Origin of the sequence: Pseudoalteromonas sp. XMcav2-N (genome assembly GCF_024124545.1) — a bacterium.
Classification (GTDB): Bacteria; Pseudomonadota; Gammaproteobacteria; order Enterobacterales; family Alteromonadaceae; genus Pseudoalteromonas.
Genome location: NZ_JAMXSF010000009.1, coordinates 189,786 through 198,477 on the forward strand (window position 1 = coordinate 189,786; position 8,692 = coordinate 198,477).

At 48.6% G+C, this 8,692-nt stretch carries 8 protein-coding genes; 7 read left to right on the plus strand and 1 reads right to left on the minus strand.

All coding sequences use genetic code 11. The features are described from left to right. The first annotated feature begins 183 nt into the window (after positions 1–183). The 7 genes from tgt (at position 184) to NH568_RS13830 (ending at position 7,947) form a co-directional block, all read left to right on the plus strand. The gene (gene tgt, locus NH568_RS13800; protein ID WP_010383277.1) at positions 184–1,308 is read left to right on the plus strand and encodes a tRNA guanosine(34) transglycosylase Tgt; all 1,125 of its coding nucleotides are present in this window, start codon (positions 184–186) and stop codon (positions 1,306–1,308) included. Positions 1,309–1,341: 33 nt separating this feature from the next. Further along, the gene (gene yajC, locus NH568_RS13805) at positions 1,342–1,680 is read left to right on the plus strand and encodes a preprotein translocase subunit YajC (protein ID WP_054014394.1); all 339 of its coding nucleotides are present in this window, start codon (positions 1,342–1,344) and stop codon (positions 1,678–1,680) included. A 21-nt stretch (positions 1,681–1,701) separates the two neighbouring features. Then, the gene (gene secD, locus NH568_RS13810) at positions 1,702–3,561 is read left to right on the plus strand and encodes a protein translocase subunit SecD (protein ID WP_253048199.1); all 1,860 of its coding nucleotides are present in this window, start codon (positions 1,702–1,704) and stop codon (positions 3,559–3,561) included. 9 nt (positions 3,562–3,570) lie between these two features. Next, complete coding sequence (gene secF, locus NH568_RS13815; protein WP_253048201.1) at positions 3,571–4,512, plus strand: protein translocase subunit SecF; 942 nt, start codon at positions 3,571–3,573, stop codon at positions 4,510–4,512. A 67-nt stretch (positions 4,513–4,579) separates the two neighbouring features. Then, positions 4,580–5,164, plus strand: a complete 585-nt coding sequence (locus NH568_RS13820; protein WP_253048203.1) for a hypothetical protein — start codon at positions 4,580–4,582, stop codon at positions 5,162–5,164. 87 nt (positions 5,165–5,251) lie between these two features. Continuing rightward, positions 5,252–7,033 (plus strand): bifunctional diguanylate cyclase/phosphodiesterase, encoded by a 1,782-nt coding sequence (locus NH568_RS13825; RefSeq protein ID WP_253048205.1) that lies wholly within the window; start codon positions 5,252–5,254, stop codon positions 7,031–7,033. A 122-nt stretch (positions 7,034–7,155) separates the two neighbouring features. Beyond that, positions 7,156–7,947: a transporter substrate-binding domain-containing protein gene (locus tag NH568_RS13830; protein ID WP_253048207.1), complete on the plus strand. Its 792-nt coding sequence runs from the start codon at positions 7,156–7,158 to the stop codon at positions 7,945–7,947. Between the two features lie 128 nt (positions 7,948–8,075). Here the strand turns inward: NH568_RS13830 and NH568_RS13835 are convergent, their stop codons facing one another. After that, positions 8,076–8,522, minus strand: coding sequence for a hypothetical protein (locus tag NH568_RS13835; protein WP_253048208.1), 447 nt, complete (start codon positions 8,520–8,522; stop codon positions 8,076–8,078). Positions 8,523–8,692 lie beyond the last annotated feature (170 nt).

The window sequence follows — 8,692 nt, forward strand, 5'->3', positions numbered from 1 at the left end:
TAAACCCAGCCAAACGGCTGGGTTTTTCTGTTTTAAACCGCGAATTCTGTGGCCTGGCGCTTTAAAGTGCTATTTTAGACCCAATATTAATGCCGTTATGGTAGAATCTGGCGGTTTTCAAAGTTGTCGGGTGTAGTGCCCGACCTGGAATAAGTTGGACTGTTTTTCCGACCAGAGGTAAGTATGAAATTTGAATTAGATTGTACACAGGGCAAAGCGCGCCGCGGCCGCCTGATCTTTGACCGGGGCGTTGTTGAAACGCCTGCATTTATGCCGGTAGGCACCTACGGCACTGTAAAAGGCATGACACCGGATGAGTTAAAAGACACCGGTGCGCATATTTGTCTGGGCAACACCTTTCACTTAATGTTACGTCCGGGTACAGAGATCATCAAACAGCACGGTGATCTGCATGATTTCATGAACTGGGATAAGCCCATTTTGACCGATTCAGGTGGTTTCCAGGTATTCAGCTTAGGTGCCATGCGTAAGATCAGCGAAGAGGGCGTGTTGTTCCAGTCACCGGTCAATGGTGAGCGGATCATGCTATCTCCTGAAAAAGCGATGGAAGTCCAGCGTGATCTGGGTTCCGACATTGTGATGATTTTTGACGAATGTACGCCATACCCGGCAACGGAAAAAGAAGCCCGTGATTCAATGGAGCTGTCTTTGCGCTGGGCAAAGCGTTCCAAAGAAGCCCATGGTGATAACCCGTCTGCACTATTTGGCATTATTCAGGGCGGTATGTACCCTGAGCTGCGCGCCGAATCTCAGGCTGGACTGGAAGACATTGGTTTTGATGGCTATGCCCTGGGCGGCCTGTCAGTGGGTGAGCCTAAAGAAGACATGATCAACATCCTTGATCACTGTGCCTATAAAATGCCGGAGCAAAAACCGCGTTACCTGATGGGCGTGGGCAAGCCGGAAGACTTAGTAGAAGCTGTACGTCGTGGTATCGACATGTTTGACTGTGTGATGCCAACCCGTAACGCGCGAAATGGTCACCTGTTTATTACCGGTGGCGTGATCAAGATCCGCAACGCGGTGCATAAAACGGATACAGGTCCGTTGGATCCTGAGTGTGATTGCCATACTTGTAAAAATTACTCTCGTGCATATTTGCATCACTTGGACAAGTGTAACGAGATCCTGGGCGCACGTCTTAATACTATCCATAACCTGCGCTATTATCAGCGCCTGATGGAAGGGATGCGTGAAGCGATTGCGGCCGGTACATTTGATCAGTTCGTGGCTGACTTTTATGCCCGACGTGACAGGCCGGTTCCGCCATTGGCTGATACCGAATAACAGTTTGCAATAAAAATTAAATGAGGAAGAGCTATGAGCTTATTTATGTCTAGCGCGCATGCCAGCACGGCAGCCGCAGCACCCGCCGGTGGTGAGTGGAGCATGTTGATCATGCTGGGTATTTTCGGTCTGGTATTTTATTTCCTGATCTACCGCCCACAAGCGAAGCGTGTAAAAGAGCATAAAGATCTGATGGGTGCGCTGACCAAAGGTGACGAAGTACTGACTCAGGGTGGCCTGGTCGGCAAAATCACTAAGGTTGCAGAAGACAAAGATTTTATCGTTATTGCTCTGAATGATCAGGCTGAGGTAACGGTACAAAAATCAGCGGTTTCAGCTGTGCTACCAAAAGGCACAATGAAATCGCTATAAACCAGCAATAAGGATGATCCAGTGTTAAACAAGTATCCAATGTGGAAATATTTACTTGTGCTCGCTGTATTGGCCGTAGGTATTTTATACGCTACACCAAACCTGTATGGTCGTGATCCGGCCATACAGGTTTCTGGTACTAAAGGTACCAATGCCGATCTCAGTGTGCTTGACCAAGTAAATGAAACACTTAAAGACAATAACCTCACCGTAAAATCGAGTGCCCTGGAAGATGGTCAGGTGCTGATCCGTTTCACTAATGTGGAAGATCAGCTTAAAGCGCAGGATTTGCTGCGTAACACCCTCAGTGATGACTATATCTCTGCCATCAATATGTCACCGGCCCAACCTGACTGGCTGAAGAACCTTGGGGCTAACCCTATGAAGCTGGGTCTGGACCTGAGCGGGGGCGTCCACTTTACGATGGAAGTTGACATGGCTACGGCCATGGACAAAGCATTCGAACAGATGGAGCAGGACTACAAGAGCGATCTAAGAGAAGAAAAACTACGTTATCGCTCGATTCGTCGTGTTGCTAATAGTGACCGTATTCAGGTAGTTATGCGCTCTGAAGAAGACAGAGATGCGGCTGAGCGGTTCCTGAAAAAGCGTTACCCGGGTAACCTGTTTATCAACGACAGCAGCAATGGTCTGGCATTTTTCTCAACGCTGAGTGAGCTAAAGATTAAAGAGCTACGCGACTACGCCATCAAACAAAATGAGACCATCATTCGTAACCGGATCAACCAGTTGGGCGTAGCAGAGCCGAATGTACAGCGTCAGGGAGCAGAGCGCATTATTGTTCAGCTGCCGGGTGTGCAGGATACCGCGCGTGCGAAAGAGATCTTAGGGGCAACGGCAACGCTGGAATTCCGCGAAGTGGATCAAAATGCCGATGCACGTGCCGCGGCGCAAGGTCGCGTACCACCGGGTTCAGAAGTCATTATGCACCAAGCCGGTTACCCGGTCGTGGTGAAAAAGCGTGTTGTTTTGGAAGGGTCACACATCACAGGTGCACAGTCTGGCCTGGATGAATATCAGCGTCCGAAAGTGAGCATCAATCTTGACTCTAAAGGTGGTGCGAAAATGAGTGCCTTTACCAAACGTGCGATTGGTAAGCCGATGGCAACGGTATTCATTGAATACAAGCCGTCAGGTAAAGTCGACAAAAATGGTAAAGCCCTGCCGCCGATCAAAGTGGAAGAGGTGATCAACGTGGCCACGATTCAGGCCCGTCTGAACAGCTCATTCCAGATCACCGGGATTAATACCCCGGCTGAAGCGCACAATCTGAGCTTGTTGCTGCGAGCTGGTGCGCTGGTCGCGCCTATTCAAATTGTTGAAGAACGTACAGTTGGTCCTAGCCTGGGCCAGGAAAACATCCAGGCTGGTATGACTGCGGTTGTGCTGGGTTTTGCGTTTGTACTGGCATTTATGTTGATGTACTACAAAGGCTTTGGTCTGGTTGCCAACATGGCGCTGGCTGCCAACCTAGTGATGATTGTGGGCGTTATGTCGATGATCCCGGGTGCAACGCTGACCTTACCGGGGATTGCCGGTATTGTACTGACAGTCGGTATGGCGGTTGATGCCAATGTACTGATCTTCGAGCGTATTCGTGAAGAACTCGCGGAAGGGCGCAGTCCTCAGCAGGCGGTTCATCATGGTTATGACAGTGCCTTCAGCACCATTTTCGACGCTAACATTACCACGTTGATCGCTGCCGTGATCCTATTCTCTGTAGGTACGGGTCCGATCGCGGGCTTCGCCGTGACGCTGGCCATTGGTATTTTAACGTCGATGTTTACAGCCATCGTCGGTACTCGTGCGGTGATCAATGCGGTCATCGGTGGCAAGCGTATTAATTCGCTTTCAATCTAGGAGACGAAGATGCAGTTATTAAGAATCAAAGACACTATCCGCTTTATGGCGGTGCGCAAAGTGTCGATGGCGTTTTCTGCGCTACTGATCCTGGCGTCTATTTTCAGCCTGGCTTACAAAGGCATGAACATGGGCCTGGATTTTACCGGTGGTACTGCGGTTGAAGTGGGTTTTTCCCAGCCTGCTGACTTACCGAAAGTACGTAGCACACTGGCTGAAAGTGGTTTCCCAGACGCGTCTGTGACCCTGTTTGGCTCAAGCCAGGACGTGTTGGTGCGCCTTGCCCCTCGTGATGACGTTAAAGCTGAGATCCTGGGTAACCAGCTGGTTGATGCGTTGAAGCAGGTCGACAGTAATGTCGAAATGCGCCGTATTGAGTTTGTTGGTCCAAGTGTGGGTGAAGATCTCAAAGAGCAGGGGGGTCTGGCAATGCTGACTGCCCTGCTGTGTATCCTTATCTACGTTGCGTTTCGCTTTGAGTGGCGTTTTGCCGTTGGTGCCGTCGCGGCTTTGTTCCACGACGTGATCCTGACTATGGGTCTGTTCTCACTGTTGGGGTTAGAGTTTGACCTGACTATTCTGGCTGCGATCCTGGCCGTAATTGGTTACTCACTCAACGATACCATAGTTGTATCTGACCGGATCCGTGAGAACTTCCGTAAGGTACGTATCGACGATACGCTGGAGATCATTGATATCTCACTAACTCAGACACTGAACCGTACATTAGTGACGTCAATCACCACGATTCTGGTACTGATTGCACTGTTTGTCTGGGGCGGTCAGACTATCCATGGTTTTGCGACTGCACTGCTATTTGGTGTATTCATCGGTACTTACTCGTCGGTCTACGTGGCCAGCTCGGTAGCCGTTGCTATGGGTGTGAGCAAAGAGGACCTGATCCCGGTTGAGGTGGAAAAAGAAGGCGCCGACCTGGATGCCATGCCATAATCAACCTGCAATGTAATAGAAAGCCGCGATTGTATCGCGGCTTTTTTGTCATTTCGGAGGAAATACAATGCGTAAGGAATTAGCGACCGTGTTACTGGGCCTGACTTTGTTCGGCTGCTCAGAACCGTCAGAGCAGCGGGCCAATGCCCAGACTGTCACATCAGTAGAACCTGATACAGAGATCGAAACCTATCAGTTACTTGCCAGTGAACTGCTTAAGGACATTCGTATTCAAAGTGAGGCTGGATTGGTTCGTACCCATGCTGATAACCTGATACAGCAGGGGAGCCTGGTACTTGAGGCGTTTAACCTCGCATATCCGCAGTGTCAGTCTTACTTCAATGCTGTGCAGACAATCAGGGAGTCACTGAGCGGCATGTCTCTGGATGACCTGGAGCAAGGTTATCATGATGGCAATAAACTACCTAAGCTGCCCGACCCGGTTTGTTATCATGGTAAAGAGCTGATGTTGCATCCTGCCAGAGTCTTAGTCATTGTGAAAGATGGCTTAGGCGACGACGAAGTCTATCTGGAAGCTGAGCTGGAAATGGTCGAAGCCATGGCACATGCTGAGCAGGTTAAACAGGCTATCAAGCGCTCTGAAGCAGCTGCTGAGGAACAGGCAATTGCAAATGATTCAACATCAAATTAGGTACAATTTTCTTTTTGACATATAACTGTCATGTAAAATTGATAATTTGCTCGATTATCAATCAAACCTCATCTTGGTCATCGAGCAGTGGACTCAACGCAGATCCTTTTGGATGAAATCATCGCAAACAAAGCCGTTTATACGGCATTCCAGCCAATCTATGACTTGGCAAAGGAGCAGGTGCTGGGCTTTGAAGCGCTGAGCAGAGGCAAGCGCGGTACTGCGCTGGAGCAACCCGACAGCTTGTTTGCGGCAGCCAGTCGCTACGACCGACTATCTGAGCTGGAATTACTGTGCCGTCAAAGAGCGATCACGCAATTTGTGGCGCTGCAATTACCCGGTAAGCTGTTTCTCAATGTCAGCCCAAAGGCGTTACTGGATCCGCGCCATCCCAAAGGTGAAACTTTACACCTGGTTGAGCAGGCTGGGCTGGCTGCCAATCGCATTGTGATTGAAGTGACTGAACAGGATAAGGTGGATGACGGCTTCTTGCTGTTAAAAACCATTGCCCATTACCGTCAACTGGGGTTTACCATTGCCATCGATGACTTGGGTGCTGGTTACTCGGGGCTTAAGCAATGGTCAGAGCTATGCCCCGACTTCGTCAAAGTGGACCGCTACTTTATCGATTATTGCGATCAGAGTATTGTCAAACGTGAGTTTCTTAAGTCCATTATTGAACTTGCCAAAGCGACCAATACGGCGGTCATTGCTGAGGGCATCGAACGCATGGAAGAGCTCGCTTTGCTGGAGCAGTTGGGTATTGTCAATGCGCAGGGGTATCTGCTGGCCAAGCCCAGTGAACGCCCGGACCGTGAGATGATCAATCTGGCCCAGCATCGTCACAATGACAATAAGGATAATCCGTTTGAGCAGTCTATTGCCATTGGCTGGCTGGCAAAAGATGTAGCTGCCATTCACACCTGTACACAATGCCTCGATGCTCACCGGCACTTTGAACGTGATAAACGGCTTATGAGTCTGACTGTGGTCAATGACGCCAGAGAGCCGGTGGGGCTGTTACACCGGGATCAGCTCACCGAAGTCTTTGCTGCGCCCTATGGTCATGCCTTGTTCGACAAAAAACCTGTGACAGAGCTGATGGACAAGCAGCCCCTGATTGTCGATGAGCAGGAACAACTCGATAGCGTCAGTCAACTTATTACGGAACACGAGTTTGATATACGGCGGCATATTATCATTACCCGGGAAGGGTGTTACCTGGGACTGGCGCCACTTCGGGACATACTCAAGCACATCACAGACGAGAAAATTCGTCATGCACAACATGCTAACCCGCTCACCATGTTGCCGGGCAATGTTGCAATTAATGAGGCCATTGAGCAACGTTTGCGTGCTATGCACGGGTTTTCTCTGGCCTATATAGACCTAAATCACTTTAAGCAATTTAATGACCTGTATGGCTATGCCAGTGGCGACAGTGTGATCAAGCTGCTGGCAGAAGTGACAGTGGCCGTCTGTAAGCACAGTCATTGCTTTGTGGGCCACATAGGCGGCGATGACTTTATGGTGGTATTTGATGAGGATGATGCAGAAACCTTATGCCACGAGATAATTCAGCGTTTTGAAGCTCAGTCTAAGGCCTTTTTTACCCCAGAGCATGTGGCTGCTGGTGGTTACTGGGCCAGCAATCGGGAAGGGCAGAAGCAATTTGTTCCTTTGCTGACTTTATCAATTGGGCTGGTTTCACCGGATGTAGAATCTTGTAGTAACAGCCACCAGGTTGCTGCGCTGGCAACGGATGCAAAAAAAGAAGCCAAGAGGTACCGCAATAGTTATTTGTTTGTTTGCAATCGCCGTAAACCGAGTGCCCCGGTGGTACGTTTAGACGCGGTCAGCAGCGTATGATGCCAATTTCACTTGAGTATTGTTGCAGTTAAGTGCGCTAAGGTGTAGTTTGAGAGTCAACAACGTTAGCGCCTGAGATGCCAAATTGCAGGACTAACACTTCAATGTGAGCTAGGTGGTGTATGGTAAAATGGTATGTTTATCTGATGCTATTCCTGCTTGGGGCTGTTGCCGAAGCTAAGCCAACCATATATGTTGCGAAAGAAATGCGGCCGCTCTATGACCGCGACTTGTTCCTCTATGAACTGCTCGACTTATCTTTAAAAGCTGCTGAATACCCAGTGGACATTCAACACGTCAAGGTCCATCCTCACCAGCAAAGAACGTTGTTGGCACTGAGCAAAGGGGAAGTCGATTTGCACTGGAGTATGTCCAGCCCGGCACGGGAAAAGCTGGCCATCGCGGTCAAATTTCCACTCTTTGATGGTTTGATAGGGAAACGGGCGTTGCTAGTTAATCGGGCACAGCTAGCGCGATTTCAAGCACTGAAAGACAAAACTGAGCTGGCGAAACTGGTGGCCGTGCAAGGTCATGACTGGCCAGACACTAAGATACTGGCGGCCAATGGTTTAAAAGTCAGGCCGATTGTAAATTATCAGGCTATGTTCGATTTAATTACGGCTCAGAAGGCTGACTATTTTCCTCGCTCAGTGATAGAAATTGACTCTGAGCTGGCGGCACAAGCCTCTGAAGATCTGATAAAGCTACCGCAGTTTTACTTGTCTTACCCGGCACATTTCTACTTTTTTGTTAACAAGCAAAAGCCTGAGCTGGCAGATAAACTGGCACTGGGATTATCGCGCCTGAAAGAAAATGGCCAGTATGAGCAGTTATTGGCGCACTATTTTGATCTGTCCTTTTTGAGCACAGCACGTCCTATTTATCTGGATAACCCATTTTTTTACAGCGATTGAATGCGATCACGGCTGCCGGCAAAGGTGTATTGAGGTGGCGAAAGCGCACGATAAAGGCCATACATCAATACCCTGACCGTGCTTAAGACAAGCCTGACGCCGAACCATACAGGCTTGTCTTCAGACTGTTAACTCCGTTTTTTAATGGTTGGTACTTTCAGTTCATAGGCTTCTTTATAAGAAATCACTGTCAGCGCAACCAGCATCGCACATATGGTTGAAAATATTAGGTAGCCAGTAATTTCAAAGGCATAGAAGAAAAAAGTAATGTCGTAGCCTTTCGCGTTTCGGAAGTAGTTTTCTATCAGTGCGAAAAAGCTGATGGCTGCGCCTATCAGATAGAGCCAGGGCATCATGCTGTCAGCAAATGTGGCACGGATTTGATGTTTAGGAAATAGTGACTTAGTGATTTCAACACGGTAAGTGAGCAGCACTAAAATAAATAACTCTCTGACCATGGAGAGACCGAATATAATGCTGTTTTGCAGCAGGCGGTTTTCCTCGTCGGAATACAGGCTAATTAAGCCGGTAGAAAACAATAGATTTTCAATCAGAATGGACGATAAATTCATCATTGCAAGTACGCAAATATTAATATCTTTTATTCGCAGTCCAATCAAAAAACCAGAGAGATGATCGCAATACAAGAGAGGATGAACACATAGGTGGCATCCTGCATAATAAAAATGACTACTACCATCACAACGTATGGTAGTAGTAGGTCTTTAATCGATAAATCCTTTGT

Excerpts from the sequence above, each read along its gene's own strand:
- tgt (WP_010383277.1), top strand. The coding sequence starts at position 184 with ATGAAATTTGAATTAGATTGTACACAGGGCAAAGCGCGCCGCGGCCGC.
- NH568_RS13820 (WP_253048203.1), top strand. The coding sequence starts at position 4,580 with ATGCGTAAGGAATTAGCGACCGTGTTACTGGGCCTGACTTTGTTCGGC.
- yajC (WP_054014394.1), top strand. The coding sequence starts at position 1,342 with ATGAGCTTATTTATGTCTAGCGCGCATGCCAGCACGGCAGCCGCAGCA.
- secF (WP_253048201.1), top strand. The coding sequence starts at position 3,571 with ATGCAGTTATTAAGAATCAAAGACACTATCCGCTTTATGGCGGTGCGC.
- NH568_RS13835 (WP_253048208.1), bottom strand. The coding sequence starts at position 8,522 with ATGATGAATTTATCGTCCATTCTGATTGAAAATCTATTGTTTTCTACC.
- NH568_RS13830 (WP_253048207.1), top strand. The coding sequence starts at position 7,156 with ATGGTAAAATGGTATGTTTATCTGATGCTATTCCTGCTTGGGGCTGTT.